A 21935-nucleotide genomic window follows, 5' to 3' on the forward strand; every position below is an offset into this window, starting at 1 on the left:
CCGACGCTCACCCATGACACGGCGTCCGGCCGGATCGGGTTCACCCGCCGGCGTGATTCACAGCGGACGTTCGAGCAGAACCCGTCCCGAGTCAGGCGAAACCAGTTGCACGGCGGCGATTTCGTCGACCTGCAGCGGGGTGTTGGCGCTCGGCAGCGCGGTGGCGCCGGACAGCCCCAGCCACGTGGCGACCTGGTTGCGGCTGCCGTCGCGCCCGACGACCACCATCCCCAGGTTCTGTGGCGGCGCGTCGCGCCGACCCCAGTCGCCGTACGTGCAGGCCATGTCGATGCGGGTGCCCCAGCCGAAGCCGGTCACCGCCACGGTGGCGTTGATCGGAGTGTCGGACACCTTCTCCATCGCCAGTTGATTCGTCGCCTGGGGGGTACCCGGCTGCTGGCCGAACGTGTCCGGCCGGACCACGATCAGCAGGCCGACCGCGATCAGCGCGGCCGCCAGCCCCACCACCGCAGCCGAGGTGATCCACTTCTGCCGCCGCCGTCGCGCCCGCATCCTGTCCAACACCGAGTCCAGAAGCTGCGGTGGCGGAGCCACCTCGGCGCCGCCGATGTCCGCCGCGTCGATGGTGCCCAGGAGCACGGGGATGCCGCGCAACTCGTCGACCGCGGCCCGGCAGTGCGCACACGTCTGCAGGTGTGCCTCGTACTCACGACGGTCCTCACCCGACAGCGAGCCGAGCACGTAGGCGGCGTCCCAGGTCGCATAGCGATCGCCGGCGGGGACGGTCATGGTGTCACCCCCATCTCCTGTAGCCGCAGCTTGAGCGCCCGCACACCGTAGTGCAGCCGCGACTTGACCGTGCCCTCGGCGATCTTCAGGTCCGCGGCGATCTGTGCGGTGGTCCAACCCTGGTAGTACGCGCGGCGAATGACCGCGCGGTGGTCTTCGCTCAGTGCGCCGATCGCCTCACCGAGCAGCATCCGGTTCAACGCTGACTCCACCTCGTCGGGCCCGGGCCGGTCGGCGGCCTTCTCCATGTCGGCAGTGCCGGATTCGCTGCGAAACCGTGCGCTGCGTCGCTCGTCGATGACGAGGTTGCGCGCGACGGTGAACAGCCAGGCTCGCGCCGACCTCTCACTGTCCGCGGTCACCTCGGGATGGCGCCATGCACGCAGTAGCGTCTCCTGCACGACATCCTCCGCCCGAGCCGTATCGCCCGTCAGCCGGACCGCATAGCGCCAGATGGCAGCGGCGTGCTCCTCGTAGAGCACCCGCATCACGGCGGCCTCCGGGTCGTCCAAATTCAACCTCCATTTTGAATACGAGGTTGTCAGGCGTCCGGTTCAGTATCCGCCGATTATTGGGTGAGGATGCGCGGTCCGTCCTCGGTGACGGCGACGGTGTGCTCCCAGTGCGCCGCGCGGGATCCGTCGGCCGTGACGACGGTCCATTCGTCTTCCAGCACAATCGTCTTGGTGGTGCCCAGGCTCAGCATCGGTTCGATCGCGAGAACCGAGCCGGCCTCCAGATACGGACCACGCCCCGGCGCGCCCTCGTTGGGCAGGAACGGGTCCATGTGCATCTGCCTGCCGATGCCGTGGCCGCCGTAGTTGGCGACGATGCCGAACTTGCGGTCGTAGCGCTTCTCGGCGGCGCGCGTCGCGGTCTCGATGGCGTGCGACACGTCGGTGAGCCGGTTGCCGGGCACCATGGCGGCGGCACCGGCCAGCATGGCGTCCCTGGTGGCCTGCGACAGCGCCTCGTCGACCTGGATCAGCTGCCCGACGCCGAACGTGACCGCCGAATCGCCGTGCCAGCCGTCGAGGATCGCACCGCAGTCGATGGACACCAGGTCGCCGGGCGCCAGTTTCTCGCTCGCCGAGGGGATCCCGTGCACCACGCGGTCGTTGACCGAGGAGCAGATGCTGGCCGGGTAGCCATGATAGCCGAGGAAGGACGGCACGCCGCCGCCGCCGCGGATCACCGATTCCGCGATCTCGTCGAGTTCGAGGGTGGACACGCCGGGCGCGGCGGCCCGGCGAACCGCGAGCAGCGCGGCCGCCACCAGCGACCCGGCGGCGGCCATCGCGTCGAGTTCCCCGGAGGTGCGCTGCGCGACGACCTTGCGGCCCCGCAGTCCGGGCAGTCCGATCACTTACCGAGTGCCCGCAGCGCTCGCGCGAAGACCTCGTCGAGCCCGCCGACCGCGTCGACCTGCTGCAGGTTGGCGTGGCTCCCCATCTGGCCGTAGTACTCGAGCAGCGGAAAGGTCTCGTCGCGGTACACCTGCATCCGGTTGCGGATGACGTCCTCGGTGTCGTCGTCGCGGCCGCGGGCCTTGAGCCGCTTGAACAGCTCGTCCTCGGAGACCTTGAACTCCAGCACGGCGTCGAGCTTGGTGTCGTGGTGCTCGAGCATGTCGTCGAGAGCCTTGGCCTGCTCCACCGAGCGGGGGTAGCCGTCGAGAATGAACCCTGCAGCCGCATCCTCCTGCTCGATGCGATCCTCGACCAGCTTGTTGGTCAGCTCCGAGGGCACCAGGTCGCCGGCGTCGAGGTAGGCCTTGGCCTCCAGCCCGAGCGGGGTGCCGTCGCCGATGTTCTGCCGGAACAGGTCGCCTGTCGAGATCTGCGGGATGCCCAACTTCTCGGAGAGCCTCTGAGCCTGCGTGCCCTTGCCGGCACCCGGCGGTCCGAGCAGAACGACTCTCACTTCAGGAACCCTTCGTAATTGCGTTGCATGAGCTGGCTCTCGATCTGTTTCACGGTATCCAAGCCGACGCCCACCATGATCAGCACGCCGACGCCGCCGAACGGCAGGTTCTGTACGGGACCGCTGCTGCCGACCGTCAGGAACAGGTTCGGCAGCACGGCGATGGTGCCCAGGTAGATCGAGCCGGGCAGGGTGATCCGGCTCAGCACGTAACGCAGGTAGTCGGCGGTCGGCTTGCCGGGGCGGATGCCGGGGATGAAGCCGCCGAACTTCTTCATCTCGTCGGCGCGCTCGTCCGGGTTGAACGTGATCGACACATAGAAGTACGTGAAGAAGACGATCAGGCCGAAGTAGACCGCGATGTAGACCGGGCTGCTCGGATCGGACAGGTATTCGGCGACGAACCGGCTCCACCAGTTGGTGCTGTTCGGATCCGAACTGCCGCTCTGGATCAGCTGCGTGATCAGCTGCGGGATGTAGATCAGCGACGAGGCGAAGATGACCGGGATGACGCCCGCCTGGTTGACCTTCAGCGGGAGGTAGGTCGAGGTGCCGCCGTACATGCGCCGGCCCACCATGCGCTTGGCGTACTGCACGGGGATACGGCGTTGACCCTGCTCGACGAACACCACGCCGATGATGATCGCCAGCGCTCCCGCGCAGACCAGCGCGAACACCAGGCCGCCGCGGCTCTGCAGGATGGTCTGGCCCTCGCCGGGCATCGCCGAGGCGATGCTGGCGAAGATGATCAACGACATGCCGTTGCCGATGCCACGCTCGGTGACCAACTCGCCCATCCACATCACCAGCGCCGCGCCTGCGGTCATCACCAGCACCATGACGACGAGGGTGAAGATGTCCAGCCCCTCGCTCTGGCCCTGGATGATGTCGAGCGAGCAGCCCTGCAGCAGCCCACCGTTGGCCGCCAGCGCCACGATGCTGGTGCTCTGCAGGATGGCCAGCGCGATCGCCAGATAGCGCGTGTACTGCGTCATCTTGGCCTGGCCGGCCTGGCCCTCCTTGCGCAGCTGCTCGAAACGTGGGATCACCACGGTCAGCAGCTGCACGATGATGCTCGCGGTGATGTACGGCATCACACCGACGGCGAACACCGACAGCTGCAGCAGCGCGCCGCCGGAGAAGAGGTTGATCAACGAGTACAGCTGACCCGACTCACCCCCGCTGACCTCGGCGATGCACTGCTGCACGTTCGGGTAGTTGACACCGGGGGACGGTATCGATGCGCCGACCCGGTAGAGGACGACGATCCCGAGGGTGAACAGGATCTTTCGCCTCAGGTCGACTGTCCTGAGTGAAGAGATGAAAGCCGAGAGCACTCTTCCTCCTGCGCAGCCGACCTGTTGATCGCGGCGTGCGGATGGGGCTGGATTCGACCAGCGTCTTGGTTAAGTCGTGTGCGGACCCTCGTCAAGCGCACAGCCTGCGGAGTTGCCCGTCAAACAGTCTACGAGAGTAACAGCCGGCGCCCCATTGCCCCGCATCCCGCCGATGGTTCCGGCACTCACAGCGGCTTCTCAGCTGGGGAACATACCGTGGAGCCGATCTCGTTATATCTACTAAGTAATCGATCGATTGGAGATGTCATGGCACGCACGGGACCCCGGCATGACGGGGACACCTGGGATCTGGCCTCGAGCGTGGGCGCGACGGCGACGATGGTCGCGGCGGCGCGGGCGATCGCGAGTACGGGTCCCGACGCACTGATCTGCGACCCGTACGCCGCACCCCTCGTGCGGGCGGTGGGCGTGGACTTCTTCACCCGCCTCGCCACCGGTGAACTCACACCCGCGGACATCGACGTGGACAACGCGTCGATGGGCATGCAGCGCATGACCGACAACATGGCGGTGCGCACGAGGTTCTTCGACGAGTTCTTCACGGCCGCGGCCGAGGCGGGCATCCGGCAGGCGGTGATCCTGGCCTCCGGCCTCGACGCGCGCGCCTACCGCCTCCCGTGGCCGGCCGGGACGACCGTCTACGAGATCGACCAGCCCGACGTCATCGAGTTCAAGACCCGCACGTTGGCCGAGTTCGGCGCCGAGCCGACCGCCGAACGCCGCACGGTGGCGGTCGACCTGCGCTACGACTGGCCGACGGCGCTGAAAGAGGCGGGGTTCGATCCCGGCCGGCCGACGGCGTGGAGCGCCGAGGGGCTGCTCGGCTACCTGCCGCCGGAGGCGCAGGACCGGCTGCTCGACACCGTCACCGCGCTGAGCGCTTCCGGCAGCCGGGTCGCGGTGGAGAGCGGGCCGACGAGCATCGACGAAGCCGACCGCGAGAAGGCGCTCGAGCGCATGCAGGAGGCCTCGCAGCGGTGGCGCAGCCACGGGTTCGATCTGGACTTCGCCGACCTCGTGTATCTCGGCGACCGCAACGAGGCCGGTCAGTACCTGGCCGACCGCGGCTGGCGGCTGACCCGACGCACCGTCGCCCGACTGCTCGCCGACAGCGGTCTGCCTGCGCTGTCCGACGACGACGACACCGCGGGCTTCGGTGAGCTGCAGTACGTCACCGGGATACTCGGGTGATGGCCCGTACCGACAACGATTCGTGGGATCTGGCGTCCAGCGTCGGCTCGACCGCCACCATGGTCGCCGCGCAGCGCGCGTTGAGCCACCGCGAGGGGTTGATCGACGACCCGTATGCCGAACCGTTGGTGCGCGCGGTCGGTCTCGACTTCTTCGTCCGCGCGCTCGACGGCGAGATCGATCTCGACGACATCGACCCCCGCTTCAACACGCGCCGCGCCGCGGAGGGGATGGCCGTGCGAACACGGCATTTCGACCGGTTGTTCACCGACGCGTTCGCGGCTGGTGTGCGCCAGGCCGTGATCCTGGCCGCCGGGCTCGACGCGCGCGCCTACCGCCTGCCGTGGCCCGACGGAACCGCCGTCTACGAATTGGACCAGCCGGAGGTGATCGTGTTCAAGGACCAGACGCTGGCCCAGCTGGGCGCAGAGCCTGCGGCCAACCGGCGCGCGGTGGCGGTCGACCTGCGCGATGACTGGCCGAAAGCCTTGCTGGACAACGGGTTCGATCCGACGCAGCCCACTGCCTGGATCGCCGAGGGGCTACTGATCTACCTGCCGCCCGAGGCGCAGGACCTGCTGTTCGACCGGATCGACAGGCTCAGCGCACCCGGCAGCCGGATCGCCACCGAGCACATCCCCGACATCAGAATGTTCTCCGACGAGCGGTCCCAGGAGATCTCGGACCGGCTTCGCAAGTACGGCAGCGACATCGAGATGCGCGACCTCATCTACCACGGCGAGCGCAACGACGTCACCGAGTACCTGACCGGGCACGGGTGGGACGTCACGGCCCAGAGCATGCGGGATGCATACGCCGCCAACGGGTTCGAGTTTCCCGAGGAGGAGACGGTAGGGATGTTCACCGACCTGAGCTACGTCGCGGCGGTGAAGCGCTGAGCTCGAGGAACCGGCCGTAGCGGTCGGCGACCGCCGACGTCCACGCGGGATCGGGTTCCACGACGCGTTCGGTGGCCGCCCACCGCGCGGCGTCGGTGAGCGACGACTCGAGGCCCGCCGCCATGCGCGCGAGAAACGCCGAGCCGAGCGCAGCACCCTCGGCGACCGCCGACACCTCGACCGGCAGGCCGGTGGCGTCGGCGATGGCCTGCATCCACGGCCCGACGCGGGTGCCGCCGCCGGTCGCCACGATGCGGGACGCCGGCGCACCGCTCATCTCGATCAGTTGGCGCACGACGAACGCCGACGCTTCGAAACCGGCGCGGCGGATCGCGGCGCCGTCGTGCGTGAGATCGAGCCCGTCGAGCACGCCGCGGCGGGCGGGCTCGTGATACGGCACGCGTTCACCGCGCAGGTACGGCTGCCACACCGGGACACGGCGCGGATCGGCCGCCTCGCCGGGCGCGACGACGCGGTCCACCCAGCCGAGGAACAGCCCGCCGGCGTTGCTCGGTCCGCCGATCTGACACTTGCCCGGCGCCGTGTGCGGCAGCGTCCACAGACCAGCCACCTCGCGGTACTGCGGGATCGTCACCCACACGATCAGCGTGGTGCCGCACAGCACGAGCACGTCGCCGTCGCGGTCGGCCCCGGCCACGACCTGCTCGCACACCGCGTCCACCGCACCGGCGCCCAGCACCGCGCCGCCGGCGCGCACGGTGCCAACGGCGGCGCCGGACGCCTCGACGGCGGGCAACTGGTCGGGCGTCACACCGCAGTCGGCGCATACCGTCTCGCTCCAGCCGGCACCGTCGAACAGCGGGTACATCGTGGAGGCCGTGGCGTTGTCGATGACCGCCGCACCGGCCAGCGCGTGGTTGGCCACCGCCGCCGCGGGCCAGTAGCCGGGTGCACCGGGCCGCTCCCCCGCAGTCCAGCGCAGGAACTCGACCGCCTCACCGGAGAGGAACCGTGAATCGGGCTGTCCGGACGCGGATCGGCCGCGCTCGTCGCCGTACAGCAGACCCGGTGTGCGCGGTGCGCCGTCCGTGTCGACGGCGGTCAGCGACGGCACCATCGCGGTGACGGCCACGGCGGCGGCATCGGATCCGTGCAGCGCGTCCAGCGCCGCGAGTGGGCCTCGCCGCCAGGCCTCGTCGGCGTCGTGCTCGAAGCGGTCGGCACTCGGCACGCGCAGCGCATGCGGGATGCGGGCCCGCGCCGTCACCCGGCCGTCCGCGTCGGCGGCCACGGCCTTGACCGAGGTGGTGCCGATGTCGATGCCGATTGTGACGTCTTTGGCTGACACGCGCGCCACCGTACGCCAGCATGTGCAGGCGTGACCCGACTTCGCGCCCTGGTGACGGCCCCGCTCCGCGGGCCGGGTTTCGACAAGCTGAACGAGCTCGTCGACGTGGTGTACGACCCGTGGATCGAACTGCGGCCGCTGCGGATCTACACCGCTGACCAGCTGGCCGAGCGGGCCGCCGCCGAACGCGCCGATGTGCTTGTGGTCGAGGGTGATTCGGTGACGGGTCCGGTCTTCGACCTACCGCTGACGGCGGTCGCCGCCACCCGCGGCGACCCCAACAACGTCGACGTCGCGGGGGCGACGGCGGCCGGCGTGCCGGTGCTCAACACTCCCGCCCGCAACGCCGACGCGGTCGCCGAGATGGCGATCGCGCTGCTGTTCGCCGCCACCCGGCACGTGCTGACCGGCGACGCCGACGTCCGCGCCGGCGAGGTGTTCCGCGACGGCACCATCCCCTACCAACGGTTCCGGGCGGCCGAGATCGCAGGCCGCACGGCCGGCCTGGTGGGCCTGGGCGCGGTGGCCCGCGCGCTGCGCTGGCGGCTGCAGGGCCTGGGCGTCGAGGTGATCGCCCACGACCCGTACCACGATGAGGCCCGCCACGGTCTCGACGATCTGCTCGCCGAGGCCGACATCGTCTCGCTGCACGCACCGGTCACCGACGACACCGTCGGCATGATCGGCGCCGCGCAGTTCGCCGCGATGCGCGAGGGCGTGGTGTTCCTCAACACCGCCCGCGCGCAGCTGCACGACACCGACGCCCTGGTCGCCGCCCTGCGCAGCGGAAAGGTGTCGGCGGCGGGGCTGGACCATTTCGTCGGCGAATGGCTGCCCACCGACCACCCGTTGACCGGCATGGCCAACGTGGTGCTCACGCCCCACATCGGCGGCGCGACGTGGAACACTGAGGCGCGGCAGGCGCAGATGGTCGCCGACGACCTCGAGGCGCTGCTGTCCGGGCGCAGGCCCGTCCACATCGTCAACCCGGAGGTGCTGGCGCCGTGAGATTCGTCGACGACCCGGCGGACGCGGTCCTGGCCGCGGCCAAGGACATGCTGCGGCGCGGGCTCGTCGAGGGCACCGCCGGCAACATCTCAGCCCGTCGCGAGGACGGCAACATCGTCATCACGCCGTCGTCGGTCGACTACCGCGACATGGCCCTCGACGATCTGGTGCTGGTCGACCCCGACGGTGCCGTGCTGTCGGCCGCGGACGGGCGGGCGCCGTCGACGGAGATGGCGCTGCACCTGTCGTGCTACCGAGCCTTCGACGACATCGGCAGCGTCATTCACAGCCATCCGGTGTGGGCGACGATGTTCGCGGTCGCACGACAGCCGATTCCGGCGTGCGTCGACGAGTTCGCGGTGTACTGCGGCGGGAACATCCGCTGCGCGGAGTACGCCGCGTCGGGCACCCCAGACGTCGGCAACAACGCGGTCAAGGCGCTCGACGGCCGGGCCGCCGCGTTGATCGCCAATCACGGGTTGGTGGCCGTCGCGCCGCGCCCCGACAAGGCGCTGCACGTCACCGCACTCGTCGAACGGACCGCGCAGATCGCCTGGGGGGCAAGGGCTCTCGGCGGGCCGGTGCCGATCCCCGACGAGGTCAACACCAACTTCGCCGCGGTCTACCGCTACCTGCGCGAGCACTGACCTCTTCACCGCGAGTGGCCAGTAACGGCTAGAATCGGTAGTCCCCCAGCCACAGCGCGCTCACCCCGGTCAGCGATTCCTCCGCGCGGGTGACCATCCCGGCCACCGACCGGCCCAGCAGCGCGGCGACGGCCTCCGACAGCGACGCCGCCGCGGGCTGCGACGACGGCTTGGGCCGCAGCCGGTCCATCAACGAGGAACCGGGATAGCCGATGATACGGACCTCGGCGTCGGGCTCCAGACCCGCCAACACCTTGGCGCGGGTGATCGCCGTCCGCAGCCCGCCGAGCTCGTCGACCAGCCCGCGCTCGAGCGCATCGGCACCCGTCCATACCCGGCCGCGAGCGATCGCGTCGACGTCCTCGACGCTCATCTTGCGGCCGACGGCCACCCGCTCGACGAAGTCGGTGTAGAACAGGTCGGCCTCCGCCTCGACATGGGCGTGCTGCTCGTCGGTGAACGGCTGGTTGATCGACCAGGCGTCGGCATTGGGATTCGTTCGCACTGAGCCCGAGCCCACCCCGAGGCGGTCCTTCAGCTCGCGGGCCACCAGCTTGCCGGTCACCACGCCGATCGAACCGGTGATCGTGCCCGGATTAGCCACGATCGCGTCGGCGCCCATCGAGACGTAGTATCCGCCCGACGCGGCGACCGCGCCCATCGACGCGACCACCGGCTTACCCGCCTCGCGCACCCGATTCACCTCGCGCCACACGGTTTCCGATCCGGTGACCGAACCGCCGGGGCTGTCGACCCGCAGGACGATGGCGGAGACGGCATCCGAGGCGGCGGCCTCCCGCAGCGCGGCGGCGATCGTGTCACCGCCCGCGCTCGAACTGCCGAACGGCAGCGGCTGCGGTCCACCCCGTCCGCTGACGATCGGACCGTGCAGCGTGACCACCGCGATGGTCGGCTTGGCCTTGCGGCCCGGGATCGACGGCATCGGCGGGGCCGGGCGTTCCGCGGTGGCCCGCGCGTACCGCGACAGGTACAGCCGTGGCGGCGCATCCTCGGCGTCCGCCCCCGGGGTCGCCGGCGAAATATCGGGTGCGCCTGCGAGTTCAGCCACGCGCACGTATGCCTCGTCGCGGAACCCGACGCGGTCGACGAGCCGGCCGGAGACCGCGTCGTCGCGCAGCAGCGGCGCCTTGTCGGCGAGCGCGTTGACCTCCTCCGGCGAGATGTGCCTCGACTCCGCGACCGCCTGGAGCACCTGGTCGTGCAGGCTCCGGATCAGCCGCTCGTCGGCCTCTCGATGGGCTTCGGTGTAGCGGTCCTGCGTGAAAAGGTTTGCCGCCGACTTGTATTCGCCGCGCGCGATGAACTGCGCCTCGATGCCCGCCTTGTCCAGCGCGTCGCGCAGGAACAGCGCGTTGGTGGCGAAGCCGACCAGTCCCACGGTGCCCGACGGCTGCATCCACACCTCGCGGAACGCCGACGCCAGGTAATACGACAACGTCCCCGGGTAGGTCTCGGCCCAGGCCAGCGAGGGTTTGGCATCGCTGAACGCCGCGATCGCCTCCCGCAACTCCTGCACCGGTCCGGCGGCGGCGACGGGGATCTGCACGCGGGCGATCAGCCCCGCCACCCTCGGGTCCTCGGCGGCGCGATGGATCGCGGCGATGGTTTCGCGCAGCAGCAGCGGTCGCCCGGCGCCGGTGATCAAGGCGAACGGATCGAAGCCGCCGGTCTCGGTGGGCACCGAGAGCAGGTCGAGTTCGAGCACGACCCCGTCCGGCACGCCGTGGTGGCGCGCGGTGTCGACGCGACGGGCCAGGGCGCGAAGGTCGTCGGGACCGGGGATGCCGGGCAGGAAAGCGAACATGAGTCGAGCGTACCGACGCCGGTCGGCTCTCACGCCCGCCGCAACGGTCCGGAAGTGCTAGCGACCGACGGAGCGTGCGTGATTCGGGCAGTACACGGCCACGGAGGCCTGCATGAATCCGACGGCCTGCGCGCGGGTCAGGTTGCTGCTCTGCAGGGACGTCACCACTCCGCGCACCACCGGCACCGGGTTGACGTTGCTCGCCAGGCCCTCGGTCAGCATCTTGCAGACGTTCTGCCCCATGGCCGGGATGTCGGTCTCCGGACCCGCCGTGATGCCCATCGAACTCACCGCCTCTTCGAACCGCTCGTCGGCGGTCTGGGCGTGGGCCGTCGCGGCCCCACCGAGGAGGGCGAGACCGGCGAAGGCCAGCGCGACGCAGCGGCGAATCATGGGCTCCTCCTCGTCCTCGGTGTCGGCATCAGCAGTGTAATCGTGCGCCGGCCGACGCGCGTTACGGCCGCACAACGCAAGAGCCCCCGCCGCGGCGGGGGCTCTTGTTCACGGCTCTCAGAGCTCGGTGGCGGATCCGCCTGCGGCGGTGATCTTCTCGCGAGCGCTACCGCTGAACTTGTGCGCGGTGACGTTGACCTTGGCGGTCAGCTTGCCGTCACCGAGCACCTTGACCAACGAGTTCTTGCGCACCGCACCCGCGGCCACCAACTCGTCGACACCGACGTCGCCGCCCTTGGGGAACAGCTTGTTGATGTCGCCGACGTTGACGACCTCGTACTCGGTGCGGAACCGGTTGCGGAAGCCCTTGAGCTTCGGCAGCCGCATGTGAATCGGCATCTGGCCGCCCTCGAACATCACCGGGACGTTCTTGCGCGCCTTGGTGCCCTTGGTGCCGCGGCCCGCGGTCTTGCCCTTGGAGCCCTCACCGCGCCCGACGCGGGTCTTGGCCTTCTTCGAGCCAGGTGCCGGCTTCAGGTCATGAAGTTTGATAGTCACGAGATCTCCTCAACCTCAACGAGGTGATGCACGGTCCTGATCAGACCGCGTGTCTGCGCGTTGTCCTCGCGGACCACCGACTGGCGGATCTTCCGCAGCCCCAGTGACCGCAGGCTTTCACGCTGCTTCCAGCGCGCACCGATGGTGCTGCGCACCTGGGTGATCTTGAGCTCTGCCATGGTTTACGACGACCCTTCACGCGCGGCCGACGCGGCGAGCGCCTCGGCTTCCCGCCGCGCCCGCAGCATGCCGGCAGGCGCCACGTCCTCGATCGGCAGCCCACGCCGGGCCGCGACCTCTTCCGGACGCTGCAGCAGCTTGAGCGCGGCGACGGTGGCGTGCACCACGTTGATCGCGTTGTCGCTGCCCAGCGACTTGGCCAGGATGTCGTGCACGCCAGCGCATTCCAGCACCGCGCGGGCGGCACCACCGGCGATGACACCGGTACCGGGGCTGGCGGGACGCAGCATCACCACACCGGCGGCGGCTTCGCCCTGCACCGGATGGGTGACGGTGCCACCGATCAGCGGAACCCGGAAGAAGTTCTTGCGCGCTTCCTCGACGCCCTTGGCGATGGCGGCGGGCACTTCCTTGGCCTTGCCGTAGCCGACGCCCACCATGCCGTGACCGTCGCCGACGATCACCAGCGCGGTGAAGCTGAACCGGCGACCGCCCTTGACCACCTTCGAGACGCGGTTGATCGAAACCACGCGCTCGATGTAGTTGCTCTTCTCGCCGCCGTCGCGGCCTCGGCCGCCACGGTCGTCGCGTCGGCCGCGCCCGTCGCGGTCACCCCGCGAGCCGCGGCCGTCGCGTGGTTCGGATGCCGCCGACCCAGCGGCCCCTGATGCCTGCTCGGCCATCATGCAATCCTTCCGTTGAACGTCATCAGAACTTCAGCCCGCCTTCGCGCGCCGCGTCGGCCAGCGCCGCGATGCGCCCACCGTAGGTGTAGCCACCGCGGTCGAACACGACCTTGTCGATGCCCGCGGCCTTGGCGCGTTCGGCGATCAGCTGGCCGACCCGCACGCTGTGGGCCTTCTTGTCGCCCTCGACCGCCCGCACGTCCGCCTCGATGGAGGAGGCAGCCGCGAGCGTCGTCCCGTTGAGGTCGTTGACCAGCTGCACGTGAATGTGCCGCGACGACCGGTTGATCACCAGACGCGGCACCTCGGCGGTGCCGGAGATCTTCTTGCGCAGCCGGGCGTGGCGCCGCAACCGCGACACCCGCCGGGCCTCGGAGACGTTGCGCCCCACGGGCTTCTGCGTCACCGCGGCCGGATCCTTTGTGGTAGAAGCCATTTTACTTACCCGTCTTTCCGACCTTGCGGCGGATCTGCTCACCCTCGTAGCGGATGCCCTTGCCCTTGTAGGGGTCGCTCTTCCGCAGACGGCGGATGTTCGCCGCGATCTGGCCGACCTTCTGCTTGTCGATTCCGGTGATCGAGAACTTCGTGGGTGTCTCCACCGCGAAGGTCACGCCGTCGGGGGCGGTGATCGTGACCGGATGGCTGTAACCCAGCGCGAACTCGAGGTTGGACCCCTTGAGCTGCACGCGGTAGCCGACGCCGAAGATCTCCATCTTGGTGGTGTACCCCTCGGTGACACCGGTGATCAGGTTGGCGACCAGGGTCCGCGACAGCCCGTGCAGCGAGCGGCTGCGCCGCTCGTCGTTCGGGCGGCTCACCACGATCGCGCCGTCTTCCTGCGCCACCGTGATCGGCTCGGCGACCGCGAGCTCCAGGGTGCCCTTGGGCCCCTTGACCGACACGTTCTGGCCGTCGATCGACACGTCGACCCCGGCGGGAACCGGGACCGGCTGCTTTCCAATACGCGACATAGCTCTACTCCCCTATCCCGCTACCAGACGTACGCGAGGACTTCGCCGCCGACGCCCTCTTGGGCTGCCTGGCGATCGGTCTTGAGGCCGGCCGACGTGGAGATGATCGCCACGCCGAGGCCACCGAGAACCCGCGGCAGGTTGGTGGACCTGGCATACACCCGCAGGCCGGGCTTGGACACCCGGCGCAGGCCGGCGATGCTGCGCTCCCGGCTGGGGCCGTACTTCAGTTGCACGACCAGCGACTTGCCCACCCGAGCATCCTCGGTGTGGTAGTCGGAGATGTAGCCCTCGCGCTTGAGGATCTCGGCGATGTTGGCCTTGATCTTGCTGTGCGGCAGCGACACCTCGTCGTGGTACGCCGAATTGGCGTTGCGCAGACGTGTCAAGAAGTCTGCGATCGGATCCGTCATCGTCATCGGGCGCTGCTCCTCTTCGTCGCTGCGCTCCGCATCGTCGTCATCGCGGTCATGACAGGAGGTTTACCTTCCTCGCGGCGGTTCCCTGGTCAGGGCCTACCGCAACTGTTTTCGTGGGTTGTGGTCGGGGGCCGCTGTTACCAGCTGGACTTCTGCACACCCGGCAGTTCGCCGGCGTGCGCCATCTCGCGCAGGCAGATCCGGCACAGGCCGAACTTGCGGAACACCGCGTGCGGGCGTCCGCAGCGCTGGCACCGGGTGTAGGCGCGCACCTTGAATTTCGGCTTCTTGTTGGCCTTGTTGACCAATGCCTTCTTTGCCATGTGCTCAGTTCTCCTTGAACGGAAAGCCCAGCGCCCGCAACAGCGCTCGTCCTTCGTCGTCGTTCGTCGCCGAGGTGACGACGGTGATGTCCATGCCACGGGGCCGGTCGATGGAGTCCACGTCTATCTCATGGAACACCGACTGCTCGGTCAGCCCGAAGGTGTAGTTGCCGGTGCCGTCGAACTGCTTGGGGCTCAGCCCGCGGAAGTCGCGGATACGCGGCAGCGCGATGGAGATGAGCCGGTCGAGGAACTCCCACATCCGGTCGCCGCGCAGCGTCACGCGCGCGCCGATGGGCATGCCCTCACGGAGCTTGAACTGCGCGATGGATTTCCGGGCCTTGCGGACTTCGGGCTTCTGGCCGGTGATCAGGGCCAGATCGTTGACCGCGCCGTTGATCAGCTTGGCGTCGCGTGCGGCGTCGCCGACGCCCATGTTCACGACGACCTTGACCACGCCGGGGATCTGCATGACGTTGCCGTAGCCGAACTCTTTTTGCAGCGCGTCCTTGATCTCCTCGCGGTAGCGCTGCTTGAGGCGGGGCAGGGTCTTCTCGGTGCTCGTTGCGGAGGTCATTCTAGATGTCCTTGCCGTTGGTCTTGGCGATGCGGACCTTCTTGCCGGTCTCGTCGTCCTTGCGGTACCCGATGCGGGTGGGCTTGCCGTCCGAGTCGACGACCATCACGTTGGAGACGTCGATCGGCGCCTCCTGGGTGACGATGCCGCCGGACTGTGCCCCGCGCTCGTTGCGCGAGACCGCGGTGTGCTTCTTGATCCGGTTGACGCCCTCGACCAGGACCTTGTTGCGCGCGGGGTAGGCCACCAGGACCTTGCCCTTGGCGCCCTTGTCCTTGCCGGAGATGACGAGCACCGTGTCGCCCTTGTGGACCTTCATCTACAGCACCTCCGGAGCGAGCGAGACGATCTTCATGAAGCGCTTCTCGCGCAGTTCGCGGCCGACCGGACCGAAGATGCGCGTGCCGCGCGGGTCGTTGTCGGGCTTGATGATGACGGCGGCGTTCTCGTCGAACTTGATGTAGCTGCCGTCGGCGCGACGACGTTCCTTGACGGTGCGCACCACCACGGCTTTGACCACATCGCCGCGCTTGACGTTGCCGCCGGGGATGGCGTCCTTGACGGTCGCCACGATGACATCGCCGATACCGGCATAGCGCCGCGCCGACCCACCGAGCACGCGGATGCACAAGATCTCCTTGGCGCCCGTGTTGTCGGCGACCTTCAGCCGCGATTCCTGCTGAATCACTCGATCTCCTCGACCTGGGTTGTATGCACGCCAGATACCGACCTGACGTGCGCGGTCTTGCTGTCACCGAAAGGCACGCGGGGCCGGTCTTGCCGATGAGCGCCTGCGCGAAGAGCTACATCAGAAGTGATCGGCCGAGGTCTGCCCAAGGCAACCGCTTGATTCTATGGGACGACCTGCGGGGAACCAAATCGCCGCTGATCACGCCCCCGGCGCCGCCGGCGCCGCCGCGCCGCCGGCCCACCGCGAGCGACCGGGTTTGTGCGTCGACACGCCGCTTGTCCTGGACACAGGCGGTCGGTCGCGAGCGGCCAGCGCCCGCTACAGATCCGCGACGCAGCGGAACCCGATGTGGGTCGTCGCGCTGTCCTGCGACTGCGGCGAGCGGGCCGCCGGGCGGTAGCGGTGGCAGTACTCCGGCGCGCACAGGTGCGAGCCGCCCTTGATCGTCTGGTGCACCGCCGGGTCCGCCGGGCCGCTCGGCGCGCAACACGCCTTGGCCGGTTCGTCGAGGCGGTGGTGCACCGAGAACCGCGTCGTCGTCCACTCCCACACGTTGCCGATCATGTCGAGGAGCCCGAAGTCGTTCGCCGGAAACGTCCCGACGGGCGAGGTGCCGACCCAGCCCAGGGCACCGGTGTTGAGGTACGGGAAGCGGCCCTGCCAGGTGTTGGCCATCAACTGCCCGCCCGGGGCGGCCTCGTCACCCCACGCATAGGTCGCCGTGGCCCCGGCCCGGGCCGCGTACTCCCACTCCGCCTCGGTGGGCAGCCGGCGCCCCGCCCACCGTGCGTACGCCGCCGCGTCGGGATAGGCGATCTGCACGACGGGATGGTCCGGGCGTTCGTCGCTCGTGCTGTCCGGGCCGAACGGATGACGCCAGCTGGCGCCGGGCACCCAGTGCCACCACTGCCGCCAGTCCCGCAGATCCACCGGGCCCGCCGTCGGCCGGAACACCAGCGCACCCGGCACCAGGTCCTGCGGTGCCGCGCCCGGGTAGAGGGCGGGATCGAGCTGTTGCTCGGCGACGGTGAGATAGCCTGTGGCGTCGACGAATTCGGCGAACTGCGCGTTGGTGACGGGATGGCGTTCCGCTGCGAACGCCGCGACGCGAACGGTGTGCGCGGGCGCCTCTTCGGGATAGAACTGCGTCGAGCCCATCCGGAATGACCCGCCCGGCAGCTCGACGAGCTCGGTGAGCATGTCTTCAGGGTATGACGACCGCGAAGTCGTCCATCAGCGGTGAGGCGAACGGGTCGAACTCGGTGCGGGCAGGCCCCTCGACGTGCACGGCCACCAGATAGGTCGCGGTGTCGGTCCAGATGTGCGCGATGCGGTCGCCGAACTCGACGGCCTGCTGCGGCGAATCCGACCACGAGCCCAGCAGCTTCTGCCCGCTGTAGTCGCACAGTTCGGCCGGTAGCACGCTGATGCTGCTGACCGTCGATGCGGCCATCGCGTTGTCGGCGTATTCGCGGAACGCCTCGGCGGGTCCGAGCGGCGTCTCGGCGATGGTGACCGTCGCCCACACCCCGTCCGGTCCGGTCAGCCTCGCGCCGACGTCGCCCTCCCCCGCCGTGGTCGACCACCCGGTGGGCAGCGCCACGGTGATCTTGGGCGCCGCGGGATCGTCGACCGACGCCACCACCCCGACCGGCGGCGGGGGCGAGACCTCGCACGTGGTGGTGTCGGGCGGCACGGCTGCCGTCGTGGTCGGGACGACGCCGGGTTCGTCGCCGCCCGCCCCCGGAGTCGCCGGCGTCGCGGCCCCGGGCGCAGCGGGCGACGAGGTGGTGGGCGCAGTCGTCTCGGCGGCGACGGGCACTCCCTCGTCGACCCGGTCGCAGCCCGTCAGTACACACGCCAGCGCAACCGCCGCCCATCGGCCGTACTTCATCAGTCCTTCGCGAACGCGCGCGCGAAGTCCCGTTCCAGATCCGCGTACGGCTTGCCCGAGACGTCGACGTTGACTTGTGCGATGGTGCCGCCCGTGAACGCGAACGGCGCCTTGTACGCGCGAGAAACCGGAGACCCGGTGTTGCGCCCGATGCTCAGGGTGGCACCGGCGAGCCCGTAGGTACCCGGGATGATCTTCATCCCGTCGAACGTGGCCACCTGGTCGTCGTCGATGTAGAGCGCCGCGTCACCGAGCGGGGTGTGGCTGCCCTCCACCGTGCCGGTCCGGATGAACGCGGCGCCGAACGTGTGCTTGCCGACGGTCACCGCGCTCGCCGACGCCAGATGCTGCTCCTCTTCGCCGAGGAAGTTGTAGACGTAGTGCAGCCGACCGTCCTGCAGGAACATCACATGCCCGCCGTGTGCACCACCGTGTTTGAACACCACGCCCTCGGCCCCGGTGGTGTCGACCGTGACCTCGGCGATCACGGTGAAGGACCGACCCCGGATCTCGACCGCGGCGCCGAGGCCGATGTCGGCGGTGCCGGCGTAATACGTGTAGGTGTCCCGCTCACCGAACAGATAGGGCCGCCAGCGCGTGATCGTCTCGACGATGTCCAGGTCGCCCAGCGGAAGGCCGTTGTACTTCTCGGCCTCGCCGAACCACAGCGCCTTCAATTCCTCGAGCTTTTCGGGGTTTTCGGCAGCGAGGTCGTGACACTGGCTGCGGTCGGCCGCGATGTGGAAGAGCTCCCAGCGGTCCTGGTCGAAATGCGACCACGCCGACGGCGACGCGGCGTGCACCGTGTTGGCGAACCATCCGTCGTGCCAGATGCCGCGTGTGCCGAGCATCGTGTAGAACTGCGTGCGCTTGCCGGTCGGAGCCGACGAGTCCTCCAGCGCGGCTTTGAAACTCGTCCCGTCGAGAGGCTTCTGCGCAATGCCCCTGACAATCGCAGGCGGAGTGATGTCGAGCAGCTCGTACACCGTCGGCGTGACGTCACACACATTGACGTAGTTGTCGCGCACCTCGCCGTGTGCGGCAATGCCGTTGGGCCACGAGATGATTGCGGTGTCGGCGATCCCGCCCTCATGCGAGGCGTACCGCTTGAACAGCTTGTAGGGCGTGTTGAACGCCATCGCCCAGCCGATCGGATAGTGATTGTAGGTCTCCGGCCCCCCGAGGTTGTCCATCATCCGCATGGAGTCCTCGACGGTGTCGATGTAGCCGTTGAAGAACTTGACCTCGTTGACCGACCCGTTGGGGCCGCCTTCGCCACTGGCGCCGTTGTCGGAGATGACCACGACGATCGTGTTGTCCAGTTGGCCCGACTCCTCGAGATAGTCCAGGACGCGGCCGATCTGAGCATCTGTGTAGGACAGGAAGCCGGCGAACACCTCGGCCATCCGGCAGAACAGCCGCTTCTCCTCGTCGCGCAGCGATTCCCACGGTCGCACGGTGTCCTGCTCGGGCCACGGTTGGCCGTTGGGGCCCTTGACATCCTGATAGGGGTTGATGGGCGACAGTTGAGTGTCGGCGGGGACGATGCCCATCCTCTTCTGGTTCTCGAGGACGATCTCGCGGTAGCGCTCGTAACCCATGTCGAAGGTGCCGGCGTACCGGTCGGCCCACTCCTTGAATACGTGATGGGGCGCGTGCCCGGCGCCGGGACACATGTAGGTGAACCACGGCTTGTCCGAGGCGATGACCTTGGCGTCGCGAATGAACTCGATGGTCTTGTCGGCAAGGTCCTTCGACAGGTGGTAGCCGTCGTCCGGGGCACCGGGGGGTGCCACCGGATGGTTGTCGTGGACCAACTCGGGATACCACTGATCGGTCTCACCGCCGAGGAACCCGTAGAACCGTTCGAAGCCGCGGCGCAACGGCCAGTGCCGTTTGGTGGCAGCGAGATTCGATTCCTCGAGCGGCGTGAGATGCCACTTGCCGATGCAGTAGGTGTTGTAGCCGCGCTCGGCGAGCACCTCGGACAGCAACGCCGTGTCGAACGGAATCCTGCCGTTGCAGCCGGGGAACCCGTCGGTGAACTCCTCGATGGTCGCCATGCCGACGGTCGTGGGATTGCGGCCGGTCAACATCGACGCCCGTGTCGGCGAGCACAGCGCCGTGGTGTGGAACTGCGAGAGCCGAACGCCGCGTTCGGCGATGCGGCTCATCGCAGGCATCTCGACAAGCCCGCCGAAGCAGTCCCACGTCGCGATGCCGGTGTCGTCCCACACGATGTAGAGCACGTTGGGCGCGCCGTCGGGCGCGGTAGGCGCGGCGTATGGCCCCCAGTCCGGTTCGGAATCGCGGATGTCGAGTTCGATCCTGCCGTTGAATTCCGCTGCCATCGGGCCTCGCCTCGGGTCGGGATCGCCGGTTGATCGACGATGGCCCGGAGATTACACCGGGCGTGCGTCGGCGAGCCGAGGATTTGGTCGCCGTGTCATCAACCGTTGTTTGGACAACCGGCGCTGCGCGATCGCCAGCGGCACCGTCCAGCCCAGCCAGGCGCCCGCGCCCGCCGCGAACCAGATGAAGTGTTCTGAGTTGCCGTCGAAGACGCTGTCTTGCAGGGGGTGAAGGGTGACGACGAGGACCGGCGTCCAGATCCGGTTGGTGATGATCGACAGCGCCAGCGTCGCGCTGCGGAACATGTGCCGTCGGTGCTCAGCCAAGCGGCGCCGGCGCGCCGCCACGAATCCGGCGATGGTGAACCACAGCCACAGCACGGCCAGCACGACGTTGCTCACGGCGACGTCTCCTGGACCCGGCCGGCTTCCCGGCGTTGGCCGCGGTGGACCACGGCGTGTTTGATCGCATCGCGAATGACCCCGTCGCGGGCTTGCGCCTCCGGACTCGATCACCTGCTCAAGGGAATCTCCGTCACGATCGTCGTCGTTGCTGAACGGCCGTCACGTTAGCGGCGAACTTCGCCAACCTGAGATGGGCTGAGAGGCTCTCAGGTAGGCCTCAGCTGCGTACAGCAAAGTCTCCCAGCGCCGAATTATGGCGAACGAGCGCCCGATGTGCACATAACTCGCATCATGGTCATGATCAGCTACTTTGTGCGCCAACAGACCGCGCGGTACGCATATCGGCATAATTTACAAATCTGAAAATTTCCTGACTTTTTCCGTGTGGAACTCTCATTCGCGGGGTAAGCGTCCCACATCTGACACTCCACCCTAAAAGGAAAGCCTCATGCACGCAGCACTCCGTCCATATACGACCACGGGTATAGCTCTGGTCGGGGCCACCGCCATTGCCATTGCTCCGATAGTTCCGGTCACCGCTCCGCCGGACATCGCCATTCCCGCTCCCAATGTCGCCAGCCTTCAGGTTGAGCTGACGTCCTTCCACGAGCCGATACTCGAGGTGCTGGGCCCCCTGCTCGAGGGGCTGAGCCCTGCACAGTTGTTCGATCTGTTAGAGACCGTGCTCCTCGCGAACGGCGGCCTGTTCGGGGGCCTCGCGCTCGTAGTCGAAACGCTGCTCGACGGCCTGACCCAGGTGCTGGCCGAGGGCGTGGTGCCCGTGGTCGACGCTCTGGTGCCCCTGGTTGCAACGCTGCTCGCAGGCCTGGTGCCTGTGCTCGCTACCGTCTTCGCAGGCCTGTCATTGGTGGTCCTGAGCTTGGTGCCCGTCGTCGCTACGCTGCTCGCCGGCCTGACGCCGATCTTGCTCCCGGTGACTGTGGGGCTCGGCGTGCTTCTCGCCGGGTTGCCCGTGGTGTTACTCCCGGTGACCGTGGGGCTCGGCGCACTTCTCGGGGGTTTGCCCCTGGCGCTTGGCGGGCTTCTCGGAGGTCTTTTCGGCGTGATTCCGCTTGCGGCAGCTGCCCCTGCCGCGGCGGGTGCGACGACTTTCGCGGCCACCGACACCGAGAACTTGGCCGCGGCGGAAACACTGACGCTCTCCACGGAGGCGGCGGAAGAGGCCAAGGTAGCCACACTGCCCGCAGAGGCCTCGCCAGTTGCGGCGGCCGCAACCGAGGCCGAAACGCCGACTGAGGTGTTGACCGAGGTGAAGGCGAACCTGCCCGAGCAAGCACAGGGTGTGGGTCTGGAAACTGCGATCGAAAAGCAGGAAGCCAAGACCGACGAGACCGAGGTTGCGGCCGAGGCCGACGCCACAGGTACGTCCGAGTCTGCCTCCAACAGCGGCGGCAACTCCGCGTCCAACAGCGGCGGCAACTCCGCCTCCAACAGCGGCGGCAACTCCGCCTCCAACAGCGGCGGCAACTCCGCCTCCAACAGCGGCGGCAACTCCGCCTCCAACAGCGGCGGCAACTCCGCCTCCAACAGCGGCGGCAACTCCGCCTCCAACA

27 protein-coding genes are annotated in these 21935 nt (G+C 68.5%); 5 read left to right on the forward strand and 22 right to left on the reverse strand.

From position 1 onward, the window contains the following. Positions 1-57 precede the first annotated feature (57 nt). The 5 genes from ABGB19_RS21520 to secY are packed head-to-tail and all read right to left on the reverse strand — an operon-like array spanning position 58 to position 4010. On the reverse strand, positions 58-750 hold the full coding sequence (locus tag ABGB19_RS21520; RefSeq protein WP_347688012.1) for a zf-HC2 domain-containing protein: 693 nt from the start codon (positions 748-750) through the stop codon (positions 58-60). Beyond that, entirely contained in the window at positions 747-1262 is a 516-nt protein-coding gene (locus tag ABGB19_RS21525) for a sigma-70 family RNA polymerase sigma factor (RefSeq protein ID WP_347688013.1), read from the reverse strand. The genes ABGB19_RS21520 and ABGB19_RS21525 overlap by 4 nt, the downstream gene beginning before the upstream one ends. 56 nt (positions 1263-1318) lie before the next feature. Continuing rightward, positions 1319-2116 (reverse strand): type I methionyl aminopeptidase, encoded by a 798-nt coding sequence (gene map / locus ABGB19_RS21530; protein ID WP_347688014.1) that lies wholly within the window; start codon positions 2114-2116, stop codon positions 1319-1321. After that, positions 2113-2673: an adenylate kinase gene (locus ABGB19_RS21535; RefSeq protein ID WP_347688015.1), complete on the reverse strand. Its 561-nt coding sequence runs from the start codon at positions 2671-2673 to the stop codon at positions 2113-2115. Before ABGB19_RS21535 ends, map begins: the two co-directional genes overlap by 4 nt. Next, complete coding sequence (secY, locus tag ABGB19_RS21540) at positions 2670-4010, reverse strand: preprotein translocase subunit SecY (protein WP_347688016.1); 1341 nt, start codon at positions 4008-4010, stop codon at positions 2670-2672. Before secY ends, ABGB19_RS21535 begins: the two co-directional genes overlap by 4 nt. Before the next feature lie 267 nt (positions 4011-4277). Here secY and ABGB19_RS21545 point away from each other — a divergent pair, with 267 nt between their 5' ends. Next, positions 4278-5222, forward strand: a complete 945-nt coding sequence (locus tag ABGB19_RS21545; protein WP_347688017.1) for a class I SAM-dependent methyltransferase — start codon at positions 4278-4280, stop codon at positions 5220-5222. After that, on the forward strand, positions 5222-6121 hold the full coding sequence (locus ABGB19_RS21550) for a class I SAM-dependent methyltransferase (RefSeq protein ID WP_347688018.1): 900 nt from the start codon (positions 5222-5224) through the stop codon (positions 6119-6121). Before ABGB19_RS21545 ends, ABGB19_RS21550 begins: the two co-directional genes overlap by 1 nt. Here ABGB19_RS21550 and ABGB19_RS21555 read toward each other — a convergent pair. Beyond that, positions 6084-7430 (reverse strand): FGGY-family carbohydrate kinase, encoded by a 1347-nt coding sequence (locus ABGB19_RS21555; protein ID WP_347688019.1) that lies wholly within the window; start codon positions 7428-7430, stop codon positions 6084-6086. The two genes, ABGB19_RS21550 and ABGB19_RS21555, sit on opposite strands and share 38 nt — an antisense overlap. A 30-nt stretch (positions 7431-7460) precedes the next feature. Here ABGB19_RS21555 and ABGB19_RS21560 point away from each other — a divergent pair, with 30 nt between their 5' ends. Then, the gene (locus tag ABGB19_RS21560; protein ID WP_347688020.1) at positions 7461-8438 is read left to right on the forward strand and encodes an NAD(P)-dependent oxidoreductase; all 978 of its coding nucleotides are present in this window, start codon (positions 7461-7463) and stop codon (positions 8436-8438) included. Next, a complete protein-coding gene (locus ABGB19_RS21565) occupies positions 8435-9085 on the forward strand; it encodes an L-fuculose-phosphate aldolase (protein ID WP_347688021.1) in 651 nt (216 codons plus the stop codon). The genes ABGB19_RS21560 and ABGB19_RS21565 overlap by 4 nt, the downstream gene beginning before the upstream one ends. A gap of 28 nt (positions 9086-9113) precedes the next feature. Here ABGB19_RS21565 and sppA read toward each other — a convergent pair whose 3' ends face one another. From sppA to ABGB19_RS21645, 16 genes are all read right to left on the reverse strand, one after another. Further along, entirely contained in the window at positions 9114-10910 is a 1797-nt protein-coding gene (gene sppA / locus ABGB19_RS21570) for a signal peptide peptidase SppA (protein WP_347688022.1), read from the reverse strand. 57 nt (positions 10911-10967) lie between these two features. Continuing rightward, complete coding sequence (locus tag ABGB19_RS21575) at positions 10968-11303, reverse strand: DUF732 domain-containing protein (protein ID WP_347688023.1); 336 nt, start codon at positions 11301-11303, stop codon at positions 10968-10970. 117 nt (positions 11304-11420) lie between these two features. Next, a complete protein-coding gene (gene rplO, locus ABGB19_RS21580) occupies positions 11421-11861 on the reverse strand; it encodes a 50S ribosomal protein L15 (RefSeq protein ID WP_347688024.1) in 441 nt (146 codons plus the stop codon). Continuing rightward, positions 11858-12040 carry a 50S ribosomal protein L30 gene (gene rpmD / locus ABGB19_RS21585; RefSeq protein WP_347688025.1) on the reverse strand — a complete coding sequence of 61 codons (183 nt, stop codon included), beginning with the start codon at positions 12038-12040 and terminating at the stop codon, positions 11858-11860. Before rpmD ends, rplO begins: the two co-directional genes overlap by 4 nt. 3 nt (positions 12041-12043) lie before the next feature. Then, on the reverse strand, positions 12044-12724 hold the full coding sequence (gene rpsE, locus ABGB19_RS21590; protein WP_347688026.1) for a 30S ribosomal protein S5: 681 nt from the start codon (positions 12722-12724) through the stop codon (positions 12044-12046). Between the two features lie 25 nt (positions 12725-12749). Further along, the gene (gene rplR, locus ABGB19_RS21595; RefSeq protein WP_347688054.1) at positions 12750-13118 is read right to left on the reverse strand and encodes a 50S ribosomal protein L18; all 369 of its coding nucleotides are present in this window, start codon (positions 13116-13118) and stop codon (positions 12750-12752) included. A gap of 46 nt (positions 13119-13164) precedes the next feature. Continuing rightward, complete coding sequence (rplF, locus tag ABGB19_RS21600; protein WP_347688027.1) at positions 13165-13701, reverse strand: 50S ribosomal protein L6; 537 nt, start codon at positions 13699-13701, stop codon at positions 13165-13167. A gap of 20 nt (positions 13702-13721) precedes the next feature. Continuing rightward, positions 13722-14120: a 30S ribosomal protein S8 gene (gene rpsH, locus ABGB19_RS21605; protein ID WP_347688028.1), complete on the reverse strand. Its 399-nt coding sequence runs from the start codon at positions 14118-14120 to the stop codon at positions 13722-13724. A gap of 137 nt (positions 14121-14257) precedes the next feature. Beyond that, positions 14258-14443, reverse strand: coding sequence for a type Z 30S ribosomal protein S14 (locus ABGB19_RS21610; RefSeq protein ID WP_059101363.1), 186 nt, complete (start codon positions 14441-14443; stop codon positions 14258-14260). A 4-nt stretch (positions 14444-14447) separates the two neighbouring features. Next, positions 14448-15020 carry a 50S ribosomal protein L5 gene (gene rplE, locus ABGB19_RS21615; RefSeq protein ID WP_347688029.1) on the reverse strand — a complete coding sequence of 191 codons (573 nt, stop codon included), beginning with the start codon at positions 15018-15020 and terminating at the stop codon, positions 14448-14450. Position 15021: 1 nt separating this feature from the next. After that, entirely contained in the window at positions 15022-15339 is a 318-nt protein-coding gene (rplX, locus tag ABGB19_RS21620; RefSeq protein WP_238889178.1) for a 50S ribosomal protein L24, read from the reverse strand. Next, positions 15340-15708, reverse strand: a complete 369-nt coding sequence (rplN, locus tag ABGB19_RS21625) for a 50S ribosomal protein L14 (RefSeq protein ID WP_347688030.1) — start codon at positions 15706-15708, stop codon at positions 15340-15342. Between the two features lie 321 nt (positions 15709-16029). Next, positions 16030-16911: a formylglycine-generating enzyme family protein gene (locus ABGB19_RS21630; RefSeq protein WP_347688031.1), complete on the reverse strand. Its 882-nt coding sequence runs from the start codon at positions 16909-16911 to the stop codon at positions 16030-16032. A gap of 4 nt (positions 16912-16915) precedes the next feature. Next, positions 16916-17605: a hypothetical protein gene (locus ABGB19_RS21635; protein ID WP_347688032.1), complete on the reverse strand. Its 690-nt coding sequence runs from the start codon at positions 17603-17605 to the stop codon at positions 16916-16918. Beyond that, positions 17605-19956, reverse strand: coding sequence for an arylsulfatase (locus ABGB19_RS21640; protein ID WP_347688033.1), 2352 nt, complete (start codon positions 19954-19956; stop codon positions 17605-17607). The genes ABGB19_RS21635 and ABGB19_RS21640 overlap by 1 nt, the downstream gene beginning before the upstream one ends. A gap of 51 nt (positions 19957-20007) precedes the next feature. Continuing rightward, a complete protein-coding gene (locus ABGB19_RS21645; RefSeq protein WP_347688034.1) occupies positions 20008-20358 on the reverse strand; it encodes a DUF2306 domain-containing protein in 351 nt (116 codons plus the stop codon). 451 nt (positions 20359-20809) lie between these two features. On the opposite strand from ABGB19_RS21645, the gene ABGB19_RS21650 reads away from it, so the two are divergent. After that, positions 20810-21935: hypothetical protein (locus ABGB19_RS21650; protein ID WP_347688035.1), on the forward strand; the 1126-nt coding region annotated here is incomplete at its 3' end.

Source organism: Mycobacterium sp. B14F4, from assembly GCF_039871645.1.
GTDB lineage: Bacteria > Actinomycetota > Actinomycetes > Mycobacteriales > Mycobacteriaceae > Mycobacterium.